This window comes from Chryseobacterium sp. CS3K3.1, from assembly GCF_059515165.1.
The window spans coordinates 82,404-101,127 of the sequence record NZ_JCAKRV010000014.1; the positions used below are offsets into that span (position 1 = coordinate 82,404).

General features: G+C 38.6%; 16 protein-coding genes. 9 read left to right on the plus strand and 7 right to left on the minus strand.

Annotation, left to right across the window (positions count from 1 at the left end; genetic code table 11):
* Window positions 1-394: 394 nt before the first annotated feature.
* Both AC5YGI_RS14430 and AC5YGI_RS14435 read left to right on the plus strand, forming a co-directional pair.
* A complete protein-coding gene (locus AC5YGI_RS14430; protein WP_496168756.1) occupies window positions 395-802 on the plus strand; it encodes an ACT domain-containing protein in 408 nt (135 codons plus the stop codon).
* A 139-nt stretch (window positions 803-941) separates the two neighbouring features.
* A complete protein-coding gene (locus tag AC5YGI_RS14435) occupies window positions 942-1,889 on the plus strand; it encodes an alpha/beta fold hydrolase (RefSeq protein WP_496168758.1) in 948 nt (315 codons plus the stop codon).
* Between the two features lie 71 nt (window positions 1,890-1,960).
* Here AC5YGI_RS14435 and AC5YGI_RS14440 read toward each other — a convergent pair whose 3' ends face one another.
* Together AC5YGI_RS14440 and AC5YGI_RS14445 are read right to left on the minus strand one after the other, a co-directional pair.
* Complete coding sequence (locus tag AC5YGI_RS14440; protein WP_330745941.1) at window positions 1,961-2,356, minus strand: VOC family protein; 396 nt, start codon at window positions 2,354-2,356, stop codon at window positions 1,961-1,963.
* Window positions 2,357-2,452: 96 nt separating this feature from the next.
* A complete protein-coding gene (locus AC5YGI_RS14445) occupies window positions 2,453-3,139 on the minus strand; it encodes a Crp/Fnr family transcriptional regulator (RefSeq protein ID WP_496168760.1) in 687 nt (228 codons plus the stop codon).
* A gap of 365 nt (window positions 3,140-3,504) precedes the next feature.
* On the opposite strand from AC5YGI_RS14445, the gene AC5YGI_RS14450 reads away from it, so the two are divergent.
* On the plus strand, window positions 3,505-4,230 hold the full coding sequence (locus AC5YGI_RS14450; RefSeq protein WP_496168762.1) for a YoaK family protein: 726 nt from the start codon (window positions 3,505-3,507) through the stop codon (window positions 4,228-4,230).
* Window positions 4,231-4,278: 48 nt separating this feature from the next.
* Here the strand turns inward: AC5YGI_RS14450 and AC5YGI_RS14455 are convergent, their stop codons facing one another.
* The 3 genes from AC5YGI_RS14455 to AC5YGI_RS14465 all read right to left on the minus strand — a co-directional run bounded on the left by AC5YGI_RS14455 (window position 4,279) and on the right by AC5YGI_RS14465 (window position 8,735).
* The gene (locus AC5YGI_RS14455; RefSeq protein ID WP_330745942.1) at window positions 4,279-5,094 is read right to left on the minus strand and encodes a DUF4249 domain-containing protein; all 816 of its coding nucleotides are present in this window, start codon (window positions 5,092-5,094) and stop codon (window positions 4,279-4,281) included.
* Between the two features lie 3 nt (window positions 5,095-5,097).
* Window positions 5,098-7,428 carry a TonB-dependent receptor gene (locus AC5YGI_RS14460; protein ID WP_496168764.1) on the minus strand — a complete coding sequence of 777 codons (2,331 nt, stop codon included), beginning with the start codon at window positions 7,426-7,428 and terminating at the stop codon, window positions 5,098-5,100.
* Between the two features lie 323 nt (window positions 7,429-7,751).
* Entirely contained in the window at window positions 7,752-8,735 is a 984-nt protein-coding gene (locus tag AC5YGI_RS14465; protein ID WP_496168766.1) for a helix-turn-helix transcriptional regulator, read from the minus strand.
* A 197-nt stretch (window positions 8,736-8,932) separates the two neighbouring features.
* Here AC5YGI_RS14465 and AC5YGI_RS14470 point away from each other — a divergent pair, with 197 nt between their 5' ends.
* The 6 genes from AC5YGI_RS14470 to AC5YGI_RS14495 all read left to right on the plus strand — a co-directional run bounded on the left by AC5YGI_RS14470 (window position 8,933) and on the right by AC5YGI_RS14495 (window position 15,539).
* Window positions 8,933-9,463: a DUF6796 family protein gene (locus AC5YGI_RS14470; protein WP_496168768.1), complete on the plus strand. Its 531-nt coding sequence runs from the start codon at window positions 8,933-8,935 to the stop codon at window positions 9,461-9,463.
* Between the two features lie 19 nt (window positions 9,464-9,482).
* Window positions 9,483-9,653: a hypothetical protein gene (locus AC5YGI_RS14475; RefSeq protein WP_496168770.1), complete on the plus strand. Its 171-nt coding sequence runs from the start codon at window positions 9,483-9,485 to the stop codon at window positions 9,651-9,653.
* 155 nt (window positions 9,654-9,808) lie between these two features.
* Window positions 9,809-10,411, plus strand: a complete 603-nt coding sequence (locus AC5YGI_RS14480) for a TlpA family protein disulfide reductase (RefSeq protein ID WP_330745946.1) — start codon at window positions 9,809-9,811, stop codon at window positions 10,409-10,411.
* A gap of 9 nt (window positions 10,412-10,420) precedes the next feature.
* A complete protein-coding gene (locus AC5YGI_RS14485) occupies window positions 10,421-10,912 on the plus strand; it encodes an SMI1/KNR4 family protein (RefSeq protein WP_330745947.1) in 492 nt (163 codons plus the stop codon).
* Between the two features lie 76 nt (window positions 10,913-10,988).
* The gene (locus AC5YGI_RS14490; protein WP_496168772.1) at window positions 10,989-11,777 is read left to right on the plus strand and encodes an SDR family oxidoreductase; all 789 of its coding nucleotides are present in this window, start codon (window positions 10,989-10,991) and stop codon (window positions 11,775-11,777) included.
* Between the two features lie 276 nt (window positions 11,778-12,053).
* Entirely contained in the window at window positions 12,054-15,539 is a 3,486-nt protein-coding gene (locus tag AC5YGI_RS14495) for a glycosyltransferase family 117 protein (protein ID WP_496168774.1), read from the plus strand.
* A gap of 169 nt (window positions 15,540-15,708) precedes the next feature.
* Here AC5YGI_RS14495 and AC5YGI_RS14500 read toward each other — a convergent pair whose 3' ends face one another.
* Both AC5YGI_RS14500 and ric read right to left on the minus strand, forming a co-directional pair.
* On the minus strand, window positions 15,709-17,952 hold the full coding sequence (locus AC5YGI_RS14500; RefSeq protein ID WP_496168776.1) for a nitric-oxide reductase large subunit: 2,244 nt from the start codon (window positions 17,950-17,952) through the stop codon (window positions 15,709-15,711).
* Window positions 17,953-17,965: 13 nt separating this feature from the next.
* Window positions 17,966-18,691 (minus strand): iron-sulfur cluster repair di-iron protein, encoded by a 726-nt coding sequence (gene ric, locus AC5YGI_RS14505; RefSeq protein ID WP_496168777.1) that lies wholly within the window; start codon window positions 18,689-18,691, stop codon window positions 17,966-17,968.
* Window positions 18,692-18,724: the final 33 nt, after the last annotated feature.

Below are 18,724 nucleotides of genomic sequence, written 5' to 3' on the forward strand. Positions count from 1 at the left end.
GTTTATAGAAGATTTTATTTGGAAATGTTGTTCCTTTGTAATGTAAAATTTAAGTAATGAAAAACAACTGAGAAATGTTTTTTTAACTTCTTAAGTTTCACACGCAAAAAACAACAAATGATGTAGCTATTTTACAAATAGTAAATGGTAGTTATAGAAACACAAATGATGAAAAATTAATAAACACTGATGAAATTAAAGAAGTGTATGAATAACCTTAAACGGACTTCTTAAAAAAGCCAAATGATCAGAAAAAAACACAAACACATATAGTGAGGTTCAGTTAATAGGTTACAGTACAAACACAAAAAGGAGGCGCGCAGCCTCCTTTTGTGTTTTTTATCAAATGATAAACAAATGTGGCTCTCCATCTCTTATTTTTGTATCAAAAAAGATGTCAGAAGAAAAAGATTTGGCCCTACTGATTCAGAATATGGAACCAGTATTGAATACCGGCGAATATGTATTTTGTACTGTTGAAACTCTAGCAGCAATACCAGACCTCGAAAAGGTTCTGTTTTTTTTCCGGGAAAATGAAGCCGTTACCATTGTGGTAGAAAAAACAGTAGCAGATGAATGGAATATGAATTACAGCTATATTTCTTCATGGATTACTCTTACAATTCACTCTTCTCTGGAAGCCGTAGGGCTTACTGCAGCTTTTGCCAATGCCCTGAAAAAGGAAAATATCAGCTGTAATGTAGTTGCCGCTTACTTCCATGATCATATTTTTGTAGCCCGGAAAGATGCTGAAAAAGCGATGGATGCCCTGTATGCATTGAGATCAGCTCAGAAGCTGTAAATTATTTTCGAAGAAATTGTATTTCACCTTTTAAAATGTCTATTTGAGCTGCTAAAATGTCCTCTTGATAACGAAATTGAGTGTTCTGCCTGTTTTTGTGTTTTATGTTTGCACCATAATCATACAAAAATAAACAACAATGAAAACAATCAGAAAAATCTCAGCCTTAAGCTTATTATGTTTAACGCTTTTCACTGTAGTAACAGTCTCCTGTACTGAAGAAAATGAGCCTCCCACGACGCAGGAGATACAAAACAGAAAACACCAGACTGCCAAAACCCAATTCATAACCGTTAAAGGAAATGCCATCGCATACCGTGTTTTAGGAAAAGAAGACGGAATTCCTTTGGTTCTCCTTCCGGGATTAGGCGGCTCAATGGATGACTGGGATCCTGCAGTGACGGATGGACTGGCTAAAAACTATAAAGTCATTATATTTGATAACAAAGGAGTCTCTTCCTCAAAAGGAACCACTCCCAACACAGTTCAGGCGATGGCCGACGATGCGGTAGACTTTATTAAGGCTTTGAACCTGACCAAAGTGAATATCATGGGATTTTCTATGGGAGGATTTGTCGCACAGCGAATAGTGCTTACCAATCCCTCACTGATTAATAAAGTGATTTTAACAGGTACAGGCCCTCAGGGAGCCATAGGATTGTCTAATCTGCCCAATATTATTGCCGGAACCGCTGGCTTAAGTCCTGAAGCTTCATTCCTGAAATTTGGTTTTACAGAATCTGCTCAGAGTATTGCGGAAGGAAAAGCTTCTTTTGCAAGAGTTCAGCTTCGTACGACGGACAGAGACCTTCCTTTAAATGATGCTGCCTCCGGTGCTCAGTTTACTGCAGTATTAAGCTGGGCCCAGCCTGATGCTGATGCGCTTACGGAAATAGAGAAGATTAAAAATCCGGTACTGATTGTACATGGTGAAAATGATCTTCCGGTATCTGTTCAGAATGCTAAAAATATGGCTCAGCATTTAGACCATGCAGAGCTGGTGATTTTCCCGGATTCAGGACATGCTTCTTTTTATCAGTATCACGATATATTTGTTGCGAAAGCTACAGAATTCCTAGGAAAATAAATCTGTTCTTAAAAAATTATAACAAGAAGACCCGCTGATGAACAGTGGGTCTTTTTTTACTGATATTAGGATTAGCTGAATTTCTTCACAGCTTCTTCGCTTACCGGAGTAAAAAAGTTAATCATATTGCCATCCGGATCACAGAACAGGAGAGATCTGTTTCCCCAGGGCATCGTGGTCGGCTCCTGAATAATTCGGGAAGTCATACTTTTAATCCTTTCGTATTCTTCGTCAACATTTTTAACCATAAATTCAATAATGGTTGATTTTGTCCCTGCGAAATCTGTAAGACCTTCCGAAAACATCTGCATGGTCCGGGTACTTCCGATAGCGATTGTGATAGAATCAGCAGAGAGTTCTGCAAAATCTTCCGTATACCAGGTGGCAGTTATGTCTGTAACCTGTTCATAAAATGCTACTGTTGCTTTGATGTCTTTACTGATGAGTCTTAATGAGGTAAGTTTCATAAATACTATTTGTTTAAACTAATTTTAAACAAAGGTAACAGGTGTTTATGACAACAGCTTGTCAGTAGAAATCAAGCTCTTTAATCTCAAATATGATTAATAAAAATTAGCGATATGAATTAATCGCTTAATATCAGTAATCTGGATTTTCCTTCCTTCAGATCTGATCAGTTTTTCCTGCTTGAAATCATTGATGATACGGGCTAAGGTTTCTCTTGCAGTTCCCACCACATTGGCAAGATCCACACGGGAAAGGGTAATGAATACTTCATGGTCAGGTGTGTCATTTGATGTATACTTATCATGAAGAATCAGTAAGCTGAGAGCTGCTCTTTCACGGACTGTACGGTGGGATAAAACTGCAATAAGGTTCGCCATTACGCTGAATTCATGGCTTAAAGATTTCAGCAGCAGCCTCGAAAGCACTGATGACTGGCTCAGAATATCCAGAAAACTGTCTTTTGAAATAAATGAGATCACAGAATTTTCAAGGGTTGAGGTCGTATCTCCGTAAGATTCATTGCTCAGAATGGCAGAATATCCGAAAAATTCACCGGAACTGTAAATGTAAATAATCTGCTCCCTTCCGTCATTATCTACCTTGTATTTCTTTATTTTACCTTCGTTCAGGTAGTAAACGCCATTGGGTTTCGTTCCGTCAGTAAATATGGGTTCATTTTTACGATAGTTCCTGGTTTTCATAGCTCCTGTAAGAAGATTTTTATCATACTCAGGGAGTTCATCAAAAAGATACTGATTGTTAAAAATAAATTTTGAGATCATAATTTTTCTATACAGGATATTGGATGTACGTTCAGTTTTTAACTTAAATCACATTTTAAACCGATCTAAATCACAAGATTTTTTTCCTGAACGAATTACTTTTACAAAAGTAATGAAATTGATTCTGAAATAAGAAACAGAAGATCTCATAGAGGTCTGGAAGCGTTTTCAGAATCATCATTTATTACTAAAAAATAGGATTTTACGTTAAAGGGGAAATAGTAGATCTATAAAGAACACTGGATAAATATTTAAGCGGACATGTTTTTCACAGTTTGACGCTGACATTTCTAATTATTTTTTTTACTTATTTATTTTATCCGGTTGTTCTTTTCCTGAAGGAGAAGCTCTAATAGAAATTTAAAATGTTCAGACACAGAGGGAAAAACAGAACCTATTTTCACAATCTTAAGCTTGCATCAGTACTTTCATTTGTTGCAGGAATAGTGAATATTGCAGGTGTTTTATCTGTGAAAGTGCTTACTACGAATATAACCGGACATTTTGCCTTCTTTTCTGAAGAAATTCTTCTCGATCATTACAGCAAGGCACTCACTTATTTTATCTTTATTGTATGTTTTCTGGGAGGAGCATTTTCATCCAGTTTTATGGTTGAATTTTCGTCCGGACACAAAATGTTCCGTCCGCATCTCATTCCTTTGATCACCGAAATTCTGATTTTAGGTTTTGTAGGAATAACAGGTGACCAAACATTGAAAATCTCAATATCTCCTTATGCAATTGCCGGGCTTTTGCTTTTTGCAATGGGCGTTCAGAACTCACTGGTAACAAGAGTATCACAATCTGTGGTAAGAACCACTCATCTTACGGGCTTATTTACTGATCTGGGAATAGAGCTTTCAAAACTTTTTTTTAAGGAAAGGGAAAACGAAAAGAGGCAGCTTAAAAAGAATATCGCCCTGAAACTGGTGATTATCGCCTGCTTTTTTGCAGGATGTATGATTGGTGGTTTTGTGTACAGCATGATTCAGCTTAAAACACTGCTTGTAACTGCGGGATTGCTCTTTGGCGTAATCAGGTATGATAAGTTCCTGTACCGGTATTACGCTTTAAAAAGGAAATTCAGATAGAATACAATAAAAAAGGATATTCCGGTGTTGGGAATATCCTTTTTTAATTTATGGTGTTACAGGCTGGATCTCAAAAGTTTCCGTATCTGTTGTGTGGGCTGAAAAATAGCCTAATGCTCCGTTGCTGATATTACTCGGAGGATTAGCTGGAGTAGCAGTTCCGCCGTTGCCGCCCGAAATCTGAAGCAATGCACTGTAATAAGTAAACACATTGGTGTCGATAGACTGCATTTCCACATGAATTTTGTCTCCCGGCACTACTTCATGGTCGCGGCCCTTGTTATCGTCATTGGGAAGAATCAGAGGCTGTTGGTTCGGTAAGCCGTTATTGACATTGTCTGAAAAAGTATTCATGTATTTTTTTGGCAGATCATTAATCGTAAAACTGAAAAGATAACGGTTTCCTAATGGCATAGGGTCTGTAAAGAGTGGCAAAAGAGTGTAGGTGGTCTTATCACCAAATTTAAAAGAACTCTGTTCCAGTCCGTCAAAATATACTACCTCAGGCATTGTACTCTGAGCAGTATATTGTTTTCCTTCTGCCTGTATTTTTAATGTATACGTTCTGCCGGGCGTACCTACAAAAGTAGTGGTCTGATACATTCCGTTTCCTGTATAGTGAAGTGTTTCAGTCTGGCCTGTATCATCGCTTAAAACCACCTGGGCTCCGGTTACTGCAGGATACTGATTAGGTTCTGAAAATCCAACGGACTTTGTGATTTTTACAGTATAAGGTCCTGACTGATTGGTTACATTGCCTTCAATGACAATATTCCCGCTCTGATCGTTCAGATCCAGGTCTATTTCCTTTTCACAGGAGGTTAAGGCAAAGAGGGAAACTATGATATAAAAAGTATTTTTCATGAGTTAGAATTTGAAATTATAAGTGATATTAGGGACCCATCGGAATAAAGAGGTCTGCATGGCACGTGTTGTTCCCGGGCGGTCAGGATTGTCTTCGAAATTGATTGTATAAGCATTTTCTCTGCCGTACAGGTTGTAAATACCAAATGTCCATGAACCGCGGAACCGCTTATTGGAACTTGGTTCGTAAGTAGCACTCAGATCCATTCTGTGGTATGCAGGCATTCTGTCAGCATTTCTGTTGCTGTACTGGAAGACTGTTTGTCCGTTCAGCTCATATTTTCCGGTAGGGAAGGTAACTGCATTTCCGGTACTGTATACGAATAGCCCTGAAAAACTCCATTTCGGATTAAGCTGATACGTTGCAACGACGGATAAATCGTGGGTTTTATCCATTCTGGCGTTATACCATTCATTATTATTGATTCCGTTGATCTTTCTTTCTGTTTTAGAAAGGGTATAGGAGATCCATCCTGTCAGTTTTCCGCTTTTCTTTTTGGCAATGAGTTCCAGACCGTAGGCTCTCCCTTTTCCGAATAACAGTTCACTTTCTACGTCGGCTCCCGTGTCAAAGCCAATCTGAGCCCCGTTTTTAAAGTCGATCTGATTTTTCATGTCTTTGTAATAAACCTCAGCGTTCAATTCATAATTATTGTTGTTGAAGTTTCTGCTGTATCCTAAACTGATCTGATCTGCGATTTCCGGTTTTACCGTATAGCTGCTTCCTATCCACTGATCGGTAGGATTTCCACTGTTGCTGTTGCTTAAGAGGTGAAGATTCTGGGTGTTTCTGGAATAACCTCCTTTTACACTGCTCACTTCGTTGATGCGGTAGTTGGCGCTGATACGCGGTTCAATATTCACATAGGTCTTCCCGAATTTTCCTTTCTCTAAAAATTTACTGTCGGTTAGTACGCCATTCTCATAAGTATTGAATGTATCACCTCCCAGTACACTGAACATGGAAAGCCTTGCTCCATAATTGATGGTCAGCTTTTCCGTTGCTTTATAATCATCATTGATGTAAACAGCATTTTCCCACGAGTATCTGGGATTTCTGGCAAAGCTGCTCACCGTGGTACCGGAGGCACTGCTCGGAGTTAAGGTATGATAAATAGACTGCAGACCGAAACGTACAGAATGCTTATTTCCGGCAAACCAGGTAAAATCCTGCTTAAGATTCCAGTCACGGATTTTTGAATTTAAATCAAATACCGTATCATCATTTTTCAGACTGATTTTATAATCATAATTACTGTAAATAAATGAAGTGTTGGAGAATAGCTTACTGCTGATAATGCTGTTCCATCTCAAAGTGGCCGTTGTATTTCCCCAGTCTGTATTGAAAGTGTCTCCCAATCCCAGAACATCCCTTCCAAAATACCCGGACAGGTAAATACGGTTGTTTTCGTTGATCTGATAATTGGCTTTCAGATTCAGATCGTAAAAATATAATTTGTTGTCTTTATAATCTTTATTGGCTTTAAGAAAAAGATCCGCATACGTTCTTCTTCCCGAAACAATGAATGATGATTTTTCCTTTTGAATAGGCCCTTCCACACTCAGCCTGCTGCTGATAAGCCCGATTCCTCCGTTGACGTTATAATCTTTGTTGTTTCCGTCCTTCATTTTAACATCCAATACAGAAGAAAGACGTCCTCCGTATTGTGCGGGGCTGTTTCCTTTGATAATGCTGGCATCTTTCAGGGCATCACTGTTGAATGTACTGAAAAAACCAAGAAGGTGAGAAGCATTATAAACAGGAGCTTCATCCAGCAGGATCAGGTTTTGGTCGGTAGCACCTCCTCTTACACTGAACCCGCTGCTTCCTTCACCGTTACTTTTGATCCCGGGTAAAAGCTGTATGGTTTTCATGACATCTTTTTCACCAAAAAGTACAGGAAGTTTCTCTATATTTTTAATACTTAACGTTTCTGCTCCCATTTGAGCTGAGGTCAGGTTTTTATCCTTTTTGATACCCGTTATCACCACCTCATCAATGGCTTTTTCTACAGATTCTGATGGAAGCAGCGGAAGATCAAGTTTTATATTTTGATCCACATTGATCTTCTGCTCAAAATCCTGATATCCCGGGTAGGAAATAATCAGGGTATAATTTCCTTCAGGTAATGAAAGAGAATAAAATCCATATTCGTTGGCAACAACATTGATGCTGGGATCTTCGCTTACTTTTACAGAGACTCCGATGAGCAATTCCCCATTTTTTTTGTCTTTCACGGTTCCACTTACGGAATACGTTTGTTGGGCCATTGCCAGTGTACTGAAGCAGAGCGCAGCGGTGGCAGCGGTAATTTTTAGAAAGGATGTTTGCATTAGTTTATTTTAAAGTAGTAGATCTCTTGTCTATGAGTTAATGTTTTGATACTGTTCAATGAGTTGGATGAATAGGGGATTTGTTACAGGTAACAAATTAATTATGAAATAAATCCATGGGAAAAGCAGACTTCCGGAAATGATAATGACAAGGATAAAAGAGGACTGTCAGATAAAAAGCAGTGTTATACATTGTATATTAATTTATTGTTGTTTTTTAGTAGATTTTATTGAAAAACAAATTATTAACGACCGTTATTTAATTTTTATTATTATCCGGTATTAAAAAAGACACAAATGGGCTTTTATAAGACTGCAGGATGCTATCTGCTTCTGATCTGGCTTGGCAGGATATTGAATTTTCGTTTAAATGCTGATGAAAAATGTCTGGGATTTTTATAGCCGATATGGTCAGAAATTTCACTGATATTCAGGTCGCTGTCGAGAAGCATTTTTTTGGCCTGCTCCATTTTGAGATCATTCCAGAATCCGAAAACGGTAGTCCCGAAGAGCTCTTTGAATCCTTTCTTTAAAGTAAATTCGTTGGTTCCTACCAGATGGGCAAGATCATTCAGGGAACTATCTGCATTCAGGTTCTTTACAATATAATCCCTCACAGCGTACATTTTCTCTATATCTTTTTTCTGGAGAGAAGAAGATGAGGATTCATTGTCAACAAACTGTTCAAGCTGCAACAGAAGGAGTTCATTTACTTTAGCTTCAAGATAAATTCGTTTGAAAGTCCCTTTTCTGTTGCAGAGAATGATGTCGTTCAGAATCTGATACATATCATGGGTAATGCGGTTATGCCCGGCCTGTATGAGCGATGAATTCTGCTTATCAATCGAATTTCTGAATATTTCAAACAGTCCAGAATACTCAGGCAGAAATTTTTTAAAGAACTCAGGAGCAAGATTGATTTCGAATACATACATTTCCGGACCTTCGAATTCCATCCTGCCTTCCATATGATGCGCATAAATAATATTGTGCTGGTAGCTGTCAAACACTATTGTTTTTTGGAAGTTACCCGAAATGGCTTTGCTTTTTCCTTTCAGGGTAAAATGCATTTCTACCGAATCAAAATCACTCTCAAGGTACAATTGAAGCGGTTTATTCAATACAATATTCCCAAAACTGATGTGGACATGGGTAAAGCTTATTTCGTGATAAAAACCATTTCCATAAGGAGGAGTCAGCTGGGTAATGGATTCCTGGATGCCTCCATCATCTAAGAAATAAGAGGAAGGATAATCCCGCTCCATAAGTATGTTTCCAAAGTTTTCATCATATAGCCGTACTGTCATTTCCTTTTGTTTGTTTGAATTTCCTTTTTACGGACTTTTTATTCCGTTTTACAGACCCTTTCTGTTGAATGTTTAGACTAAGTTTGCACAAAGGTAATAATTATTTAGAATCATTCTTAATAATTAAATTGCTTTTAAATAAAAGAAAGAAATAATGAAACGATGTACATCTTATATACAATTAATTATTAAAAATTATGAAATATTCAGGTAAAATAAACTGGTCTTTTGCTGCAGCAATAGCAGTGTCACTATGTTGGATTATTGGTGATATTTATGTTGCCGGATTTGATCCGGATCCATCAGATTATCCTTTGTTTTCAAAAACCTATGCAGATCAGGTAAATCTGGAATTTGCAACTTTAATGCTGGAAGGTTCCACTCCAAGGCTGATGTTTGGAGCTTTGATTGGTGCTCTTACCGGGCCTTTACTGCTTCCTGCCACGTGGCTGGTGTATCAGTTTTTCAAAGACACTCAAAAATGGTATGCAGTCTTTGTGTATTGGATCCTACTGGCAGGGGCGGTTTTATCACCTTTAGGACATGCCGGATTTTTCTATGTGGGGGAGATTTATAAAGCAGTTTATCATACAGACTCAGCCTCTCACCCTTATCTTCTGGAGATGGGAAGAGGTTTCATGAAAATGCTGAACATTGCCTGGGGAGCAGCCATTGGTGTACTGGCAGTGGGATGGATTTCCTTTGCTGTTTGTATTTCTTTTCAATAAAACCCTGTTGCCGGGGTGGATGGCTCTGCTGACACCATTTGCGCTTACTTTGTTTATCATTCCTATAAAAAATCTTTTACCGCTTCCTTTTTCAGGATGGGTAGGAGGTGCCATATTCAATATTGCCTATCTGACATTTTTCAGTTCACTGCTTTTCTTTTTCAGAAAGAAATTGCTGAACAGGATTTAGCTATAAAAAATATAACCATGATCTAAACTTGAAATAAATGGAGAGGAAAGCCTTTAAATCTTAGAATTTAAAGGCTTTTTTACATTAAAAACTATCTTTTTGGGAATATTGATCGGAATATTAACCTTATTTGGCTGGGAATTAAGCGGAAGAATATGGAAAATCTGAAAATTTGGTTAAGAAAAAATGCTTCTACGGCAGTACTTACCGTATTGTTTATTATCGTTTTGGTGAATAAAGATGCAAAGGCATGGCTGATGAGGCAGGTGGCTTCCACCGGAATTCTCAATTCCAGCATATCAGAACCACAAAAAAAACAGAATAATGCAGCCAAAGTTTCCTATGCCGGATGGATGCTGAAAAATGAAGAAGGAAAAATTGTAGATACTTCTGCTTTACAGAACAAAGTGGTCTTTATTAACTTTTGGGCATCGTGGTGCCCTCCGTGCCGTGCCGAGTTTCCGTCTGTTCAGAAACTGTATGACCGGTACAAAAGCAATCCCGATATGGTATTTCTTACAGTGAACCTTGATGATACTCCTGCTCCTGGGAAATCTTATTTAAAGGAAAAAGGCTTTACAGTTCCTTTTCTTACACCGGCTGGAAATATACCTGATGTATTGTATAGCGGCTCTCTGCCCACAACGGTGGTACTGGATAAAAAAGGAGAAATACGCCTGCATCATAAAGGAGTGGCGGATTATAGTAAAGATTCATTTTATAAACAGATTGACGAATTGTTGAAAGAAAAGCCATAATTTTTAATAATGATGATTCCCTTTATACTGCCTGCTGTTACCGCAATAGAAACTGAAATTCTTAAAGAAAAAAGCGCCGTGCAGAACTTTCCAAAAGTTATAGCTTTTCCTTTTTCTGAAAACTATAAAAGGCTGGTTACTCAAATAAAAACAACAGAAATATCTTCTGAAACCATTCTGTACAATTCAGTGGATGCAGTCAATGAAAATAAAGAATTTAACTTGCCGGAGTACTGGTGTTTTGCTGGCAACGGACAAGGTGACCGATGGTTTCTGGACAGGGATCAGAAGGTTTTTTTCTATGATCATGATGATGACGGGAAGCTGAAGCCGATGCATATTGATTTTGAAGAATGGCTGCAAATGGCATTCATTATCCGTCAGCTGGATGGCTGTTTTGATCAATATGACCATATCCCGGAGCCGGTTCGTCAGGAGTTTTATAAAGCCCTGAATACCATTCATCCTACATTAAGTGATTTGTATCCGTTTACATTGTAACGGTGGTTTCTACCCATAATAATCTGAAGGTTTTTTCTTACATTTATCTATACCAATTACAACATCCAAAGATCTTATGAATATTCAACTCTTTTCAAAAAATGCTTTAGTAGGAGGGGCAACCCAGGGAATTGGTGCCGGAATTGCCATTGAATTGGCAAAATGCGGAGCCAATGTTACCGTTATGGCTCGTAATGAAGCCAAACTTAAAGACTTTGTTTCATCTCTGCCGGTCATCAATACTGATCAGAAACATGGATATCTGGTAGCAGATTTTTCAGATTTTGAAAGTTATAAGAAAATTATAGCAGAATTTTTTACTAATCATTCTGTAGATATTCTGGTGAATAATACCAACGGTCCGGAACCCGGCCTGGCAGCTGATAAAAACCCGGATGATTATCAGAAAGCATTTGATCTTCTTTTTAAAACCGTTTGTGAAACAACATTGCTGGCTTTGCCTCATATGATCCAACAGAAAAAAGGGCGTATTATTAATGTTTCTTCCCTTTCAGTAAAAGAACCGATCGGAAATCTGGCCTTGTCCAATTCTATCCGTTCAGCAGTAATTGCGTGGGCCAAAACGCTTTCCAACGAAATAGCACAGCATAATATCACGGTAAATAATGTCTTAACAGGATACTTCGATACTGAAAGAATTCAGAAATTCGTTGCTCATGAAGCGCAGCAAAGTGGCAATTCTGAAGAAGAAATAAAAAAGGCGAGGGAAAATAAAATTCCAATGAAAAGATTCGGACAGCCTGAGGAATATGGTCATCTTGTGGCTTTTCTGGCTTCGGAATATTCAAATTATCTTACCGGAACAAGTATTCCTTTGGATGGAGGATTGAATAATACCTATTAAAAATTTACCATTTAAGAAATATAAATTCTTTTAAACCGCAAAAGTCACAAAAGTTTTTGAATTTGTTTCTAAGCTTTCTATCTTGAGTGTTAAAGTACACTTAAGTTATTTGAAATCTTTGCTTTACTCCTTCTTATATGAACTTTTTGCAGCAATGTTTTTAAACTTAATAAGACTACGCCAAGATTTTTATGACTTTTGTGGTTTGAGAATAAAACAAGGTAAATGTAATAAACCCTTTGTTTCAGTTGTCATATACATATTGGAAAATATGATATGAAAAACTGGTCTTTTAAAAAATGGAACACCGTACTGGGATGGTTCCTTTTCGCTATTGCGCTTATTACTTATCTTTCAACGATAGAACATTCTTTGAGTTTCTGGGACTGCGGAGAATATATCTCTTCAGCTGTAAAGCTGGAGGTAACGCATGCCCCGGGAGCCGCTTTATTCCAGATTGTGGGAGCGGCAGCGAGTATTTTTGCATTGGGAAATACTGAAAATTATGCTGTGGTGATCAATGCCATGTCGGCGTTATTCAGTGCATTTACCATTCTGTTGCTGTTCTGGACGATCACCCATTTTTTAAGACGGCTTTTGCATAAAGACTTTGAAGAGATTACAAAACATCAGGAAATCTCTATCCTTTTTGCCGGAGCTATCGGGACCTTATGCTTTACCTTTTCAGATACCTTTTGGTTTTCGGCTGTAGAAGGTGAGGTGTACGCAATGGCTTCACTGTTTATTGCGTTGCTGGTATGGCTCATCACGAAATGGGAAAACGAATATAAAGCTATTGACAGTGAGAGATGGATCATCCTTATTTTCTTTATCACAGGGCTTTCCGTAGGAGTACATATGATGTGTATGCTGGCTGTTCCGGCCATATGCCTGGTGTATTACGCCCGTAATTATACCTTTTCCTGGAAAAGTTTTATCATAGCGAATCTTGTTACTTTGGGAATTCTTGCCTTCGTGTTCAAGATTATTTTCCCTTTGATTATGACCCTCTTTGGACAGCTTGAAATTTTCTTTGTGAACGGTTTAGGACTTCCTTTTCATTCAGGGACAATTGCGGCGTTTGTTTTTATGTCCTTAATAAGTTATCTCCTGATTCAATATGCCAGAAAAACCAAAAAGAAGGTATATCAGACTGTGGTTTTATCCCTTGTCTATATGATCATTGGTTTTTCCTGCTGGCTGGTGATTCCCATCAGAGCCAATGCGAATCCACCGATGAATCTTAATGATCCGGATACGGCGATCGGAATGAGAGATTATTACAACAGAGTTCAATATGGTGACTGGCCTACGATTTACGGAGAAAATTATACCACATTCCTTGATAAAAACGGGTTGGAAAAGGATGAAGACGGAAGTTACAAAAGAGACATCACCGGAGATATTTTTGAAAAAGATGAAAAAACCGGAACTTACAGAAAAACCGGAGAAAGATTCAACTATGTTTTTAATAAATCTCACATCAGCTTTATGCCAAGGATGTTTAATAAAGATAAAGAGGTGGTGGCAAATTACATTTCCTTGTATGGAGCTCCGGATTTTACCTTTAATTATGATAATGAAGATGTGGCAGACAATCCCGAAGCTCATCGTATTTTTGAGGAACTGAGAGCAAAATATGAAGGAGATTCTATTACGGCAGAAGACTATCTGAAAGTAAAACCATATGATCTGATTAAGGTACAGCGCCCTTCATTTGCTCAGAATATGGATTATTTTATTTCTTTCCAGAACGGATACTACTTCGTGCGATACCTTATGTGGAATTTTGTTGGAAGACAAAACGATCTTCAGGGACATATGGAAAATACCAATGGGAACTGGATCTCAGGGTTTTCCTTTATTGATAATGCTCTGTTGGGTGATCAGGATCATATGCCTGCCCGGTTTAAAAACGAAAGTACCGTAAAGTTTTTCTTTTTACCATTGATTCTGGGGTTGATTGGTTTCTTTTTCCAGTTAAACAGAGACTTTGGAAGATTTTATGCCATTCTTTCACTGTTTATTCTGACCAGTGTGGGAATTGTTTTCTATACCGGAGTAAAACCTTTTGAAGTGCGGGAAAGAGATTACGCTATGGTAGGTTCATTCTATGCCTTTGCCGTGTGGATCGGTTTGGGTGCGGGGGCCATCCTTTGGCTGATCCAGTCTAAGATTAAATCCAATGCAGCCAACATAATGCTGGGAGCTGTATTGCTGGGAATTCCTTTTATGATGGGATTCCAGAATTATACTTCCCATGACAGAAGCAAAAAAACGGCAGCCCGCGATTATGCCTATTCATTATTACGTTCACTGCCTAAAGATGACATCATTTTTATTTATGGTGATAATGATACTTTTCCGGTATGGGCTATTCAGGAAACAGAAAGATTCAGGGATGATGTGAAAACCGTCAATTTTACCCTTTTATCCACTCCATGGAATATTGATCAGGTGAAAAGAAGAACCTATAATGCTATGGGAATTCCGGGTGAATTAACGCATGAGGAATATAGAGATGGCGTCAATGATCAGGTCTATCTGATGAAAAAAGAAGATTGGGAAGGTCTTTTCCAAATGCTGAAAGAACAGGGAACGCCGGACACGGCTTTCAAGGAATACAGAAAATACCTGACTCAGGATTCAATGACCCTGAAGGATGCTATGAAATTCCTGAAACACCAATCTTCCGAAAAAGATGAACTGCTGAAAATATACTTTGGCGAAAAGCAGTATGAAAAATACAATATTATTCCTGTCAGTAAATTTATCCTTCCCGTCAATAAAGAAAATGCTGTAAAAGCAGGCATTATTAATCGGTCCGATCTTCCGGATGCTGTGGATCACATTATGATCAATTATGAAGCGAATACCCTTTACAAAGGCAATCTGATGATGTTGGATATGCTGGCCAATTTTGACTGGAAGCGCCCGGTTAGTTTCTCTTCAGGCGGAATGTACGACAGTGAAAATATTTTTTATCTGGATGAATATCTTCAGTTTGACGGTTTCAGCTACAGACTGGTTCCCATTCATACGCCTCAGGGGCCTGATGGAGACAAAGGAAGGGTAGATGCCCAATCTCTTTATCAGGTGGTGAAAAATTTCAGATGGGGAAATTTTAAAGATCTGAGTATTTATTATGATGAAACAGCTACATCAAATATTTTAGGCTACAGAATGTCGGTGAGCAGGGCTGTATCTGCACTTGTGGCAGGCGGGCAGAAAACGAAAGCTCTGGAACTGCTGGAGCTTGGCGAAAAAGAAATCCCTGCTGAAAAATATAATGATCCGCGTTCACTGAGTGCCATGGTTACCGGATATATTATTGCCGGACAGGAGCAGAAGGGGCTTCAGCTGGCAGAAAATCTCAAAAAAGGAATATTTGAAGAATATGATTATTATCAAAGTCTAGCTCCTTCATTTAAAGCAATGGCAAAAAGACAGATGATGTCAAAACCGATGGAATATGCATTGGTGGTCTCAGCTGTTACGGAAGGCTATAAAAAGCTTGGGCAAAATGAAAAAGCACATGCGTATCTTTTAAAAGCAATGGAGCCTATCGACAAAAAATTCAATATCTTCATAAAAGGTCTGCAGCAGATGGGTAAAGAAAAAGCAATAAAAGAGTCTGAAAATGTACGCCAGATTGCTCCCTTTTATCAGTATCTGTTTAATGTTATGGAACCTTTTGATTCCACCTATTCCAGAAAAAAAGAAATTGAAATTACGAATGCGATGATGAAAGTGACACAGTAAAACTTAAATAAAAGCCTTTAAATATTGAATTTAAAGGCTTTTTTAATGTAAATCAGAATGAATAGAATCTCATTTTATCAACGCAAAGCTTTTTGCAATAAAAATTAAAGTGATTAAAAGATAATCAAACCTCATCAATTCAAAAGTTAATGAGGTTTAAATAATCCTACTATCTTTTTTCTTTCAACGACCAGCCAAATTTTAAACCGATAATGAAAATGACTAAAAGCAGTTCACCAGCAGCCAACAAAATATCTCCCGGCACACGCATCCATCTCAGAAAATGCATCATGTCCGTCTGCATAAATTCCGTAGAACGTGCATACCAGTAACCTTCTTTTATAGAGGCAACAGACTGCATAATGCCTATGGGAAGAAGACTGATGGTTACCATCACCAATAATCCGATATTAATCATCCAGAAAGCCCAGCCAATTAATTTATCATTCCATTGGCGGTCTGGGTAAAGCCCTCTCAACACAAACATCATTAATCCGATTCCCAGAATGCCATAAACTCCGAACAAAGCGGCATGACCATGTACTGCAGTGGTATTCAGTCCCTGAATATAGTACAACGCAATAGGAGGATTGATGGCAAATCCAAATATTCCGGCACCAAGAAAATTCCAGAAACACATGGCAATGAAACAGTAGATAGGCCATTTGTAAGCCTGAATCCATGGGGTTGATTTACTCAGTTGATAATTCTGGTAGGCTTCATACCCTATCAGAACAAGCGGTACTATTTCAAGCGCACTGAAAGTAGCTCCTAAAGCAAGTACTGCGGTTGGAGTAGCACTGAAATATAAATGATGGAATGTCCCCAGAATTCCTCCGCCAAGAAAGATAATAGTAGAAAATAAAACAGCATTGGTGGCAGATTTCAGCCTTAATAATCCCAGCCTTGTAAATAAAAAGGCAGCGACTACCGTTGCGAAAACTTCAAAAAAACCTTCTACCCAAAGGTGAACGACCCACCATCTCCAATATTCGGCAATCGCCATATGAGTTTGTCTTCCATACATTAATCCTGCTCCATAAAATAAGGCAATGGCTACGGATGAAAGGGTAAATAAGGTCAGCAGATGTCGGTCTCCATCTTTACGTTTCAAAGCAGGAAGCAATGCTCTGACCATTAAAACCAACCAGAGAATAAGCCCGATAAGCAGTAAGATCTGCCATATTCTTCCCAGTTCTACATATTCATATCCCTGATGTCCCCAAAGAAAATTATCTACCAGGCCAAGCTTTTGCATCACACCAAGCCATTGTCCGGTTAATGATCCGAGCACAACAATCAATAAAGCTCCGAATAATATATTCACTCCCAGTTTCTGGTATTTCGGCTCATGTCCTGAAACTGCGGGCGCTATGTAAAGTCCTGTGGCCAGCCATGAGGTGGCGATCCAGAATATCGCAAGTTGTACGTGCCAGCTTCTGGAAACCGACTGTGATAAAAACTGGTCAAGGGGAATCCCATAAAATCCGCTTCCTTCCACACCGTAATGGGCGGTAACTACACCGGCAAGCATTTGAACAAGGATCAGCAGTGCAACTACCCAAATATATTTCAACGTGGCTTTCATAGAAGGGGTAGGTTTCATATTTCGAAGTGGATCTTCCAGCGGCAGAGCCTCACTGATTTCTTCCTCTTTGTTTCTGGCATGATAAAATACCAAAAGGCCTACCGAACCTAATAAAAGTAATATACTGAACCCTGACCATAAATGCAGTGAAGGAGGGGGAACGTTTCCTACCGATTCATCATGTGGCCAGTTATTGGTATAGGTCACATCATCTCCCGGTCTTTCTGTGATGCATACCCAGGTGCTCCATGCAAAGAAGGTATTCATTTTAGCCATTCTTCCGGTGTCTTTGATGGTATTCTCAGGAATAGCGTATTGATCCCGGAGTTTTGCCATGGAAGCATCAATCATGAATAATTTTGAATAATACTGTGCAAGCTGTTTCTGCACTTCTGCCCGTTCCGGAGAAAATATAATTTCATTTTTACTTTCATTAAAAGTATTGGTACGAAGTTCTTTTTTCAGCAATACCTGATATTTGGCCTGTTCTTCATCCGGAAGTTCTTTGTAAACTTTACCATCCTTTTTCGCCAGTTCATCAAGCAGCAGAACAGATTCCCGGTGAAGGTAATCAGCCGTCCAGTCCGGAGCAATATACGCACCATGTCCCCAGATACTTCCTACGGTTTGTCCACCAATAGACTGCCAGACGTTCTGTCCGTCTTTAATATCCTGTGCCGTAGCAATCACCGTTCCGTCGGTACTGACTACTTTGCCTGGGATGGGCGGGATTTTTCTGTAAATTTCAGTTCCGTAGAAGATAAGAACAGCAAACGAAGCAATCATTACTACAGCAAGCCCTATCCAAAGTTTTTTAGGTGTCATTCTGTATTAATTTTTAAGATTCAACGGCAAATTCTTTCTCCATTCGGATCGCTTTGGGGAAAAGGATATTGTTCTCAAGGTGGATGTGTTGATGCAGGTCATTTTCAAAATCCTGAAGCATGGCAAAAGCTACTTTATAGGTATTGCAGGCATCAGCAGGCGGAAGATATTCGTTGGTAATTTCTGCAATCCTTCTGAAACGGTCACCTTCTATGGTGTGATCATGTTCCATCATATGAACCGGATTCTCTACCGTTCCAAAATGAGGCTTTGGAAGAGAACCTCCGGATATTTTAGCCTTCACCATATTTTTAACAAACGGAAACAGAATAAGTTCTTCTTTTTTCATATGGGCAGCCAGATCGTGTGCTGATTCATTAAATAAAGAATTGATTTCAAACAGTTCTGGATGTCTTCCTCCATGCACTTTGCACAGTTTATCAAGAAATGCCTGCAAAACAGATGTTTTTTCTTCCACATAGCGGTGATGGGTTTTCTCAATATAATCTGTCAGAAGATCCAGAGGCCAGCTGTTGAAATCGACTGAATTACCTTCATTTTTTGGTAGCGCTTCCAGTTCTTCATAAATTTTTTCAGGAGCAAGTTTCTTACTACTGCATGCCTCTTCAATGGTTCTTCCGCCTTTACAGCAGAAATCAATACCGTGTCTTTTAAAAATTGCGGCTGTTCTGAAATCTTCAGCCACCATATTTCCTATAAAGTCTGTCCTTGTATTCATAATATAATACTTTTTTGTCTTTTATTATTTTAA